Origin of the sequence: Rhodopseudomonas palustris (assembly GCF_003591005.1) — a bacterium.
GTDB lineage: Bacteria > Pseudomonadota > Alphaproteobacteria > Rhizobiales > Xanthobacteraceae > Rhodopseudomonas > Rhodopseudomonas palustris_K.
In genome coordinates this window covers 1-1063 of the sequence record NZ_QYYD01000067.1, presented here as the reverse complement: position 1 = coordinate 1063, position 1063 = coordinate 1, and the positions used below count along the sequence as shown (strand labels likewise).

The window sequence follows — 1063 nt, the reverse complement described above, 5'->3', positions numbered from 1 at the left end:
TCATCATCTTCCAGGCGATCCTGGCGATCTTGTTGGCGAGCGCCACCGCCGCCAGCTTGATCGGCTTGCGCGCCAGCAGCGCGACCAGCCACGCCGAGGCTCGGCCGCGCCCATGCCGCGCCTGCTGGATCACCGCCATGGCGCCGGATATCAGCACACTGCGCAGCATCTCGTCGCCCGCGCGGGTGATACGCCCGAGCCGGAGCCTGCCGCCGCTGGAGTGATCCTTCGGCGTCAGGCCGAGCCAGGCCGCGAAGTCGCGGCCCGATCTGAACGCCTGCGGCGCCGGCGTCTTCAACACCAGCGCGCTGGCGCCCACCGGTCCGACGCCGGGGATCTGCGCCAACCGCCGGCTCGCGGTGTCGGCGCGATGCCAGGCCAGCAGCTTGGCTTCGATCGCCTTCAATTGCTCCTGCAACCGCGCGTAGTCCTGCGCCTGCACGGCGAACAGCTCGCGTGCCAGCTCGGGCAGCGTCTCGTCCTGCGCGATCCGCGCCAGCAGCGGTTCGATCTTGTGAAGCCCGCAGGGCGCGATCAGCCCGAACTCTGCCGCGTAGCCGCGGATCGCGTTGCTCAGCTGCGTCCGACGCGCGATCATCTGCTGCCGCACGCCGAGCAGCATCAATCCCGCCTGCTGCTCGGCAGTCTTGACCGGCACGAACTCCATCCGCGGCCGGCTCATCGCCTCGCACAGGCCATCGGCATCGCGCCCGTCGTTCTTGTTGCGGCCGACGTAAGGCTTGACGTGCTGCGGCGCCAGCAGCTTCACCGTATGGCCGAGCCCGCCGAGCGCGCGCGCCAGATGATGCGACGCCCCGCAGGCCTCGATCCCGACCACCGTCGGCGGCAAGCCGGCGAAGAACGCCAGCATCTGGCTGCGCCGCAGCTTCTTGCGCAGCACCACGCGCTCCTTGGCGTCGACCCCGTGCAGCTGGAAGAAATGCTTCGACGTATCCATCCCAATGCGGATAATCTCGTTCACGGACGGCTCCCTCGTTTGAAGTTTGCAACAACCTCAATCTGGCACAATGCGATGCCGTTGGGGGCCGTCCACCCCATCACC

1 protein-coding gene is annotated in these 1063 nt (G+C 68.5%); it reads right to left on the bottom strand.

The annotated features are described in order from the left end of the window. Positions 1-982: IS110 family transposase (locus tag D4Q52_RS25950; protein ID WP_119859472.1), on the bottom strand; the 982-nt coding region annotated here is incomplete at its 3' end. Between the last annotated feature and the right edge of the window lie 81 nt (positions 983-1063).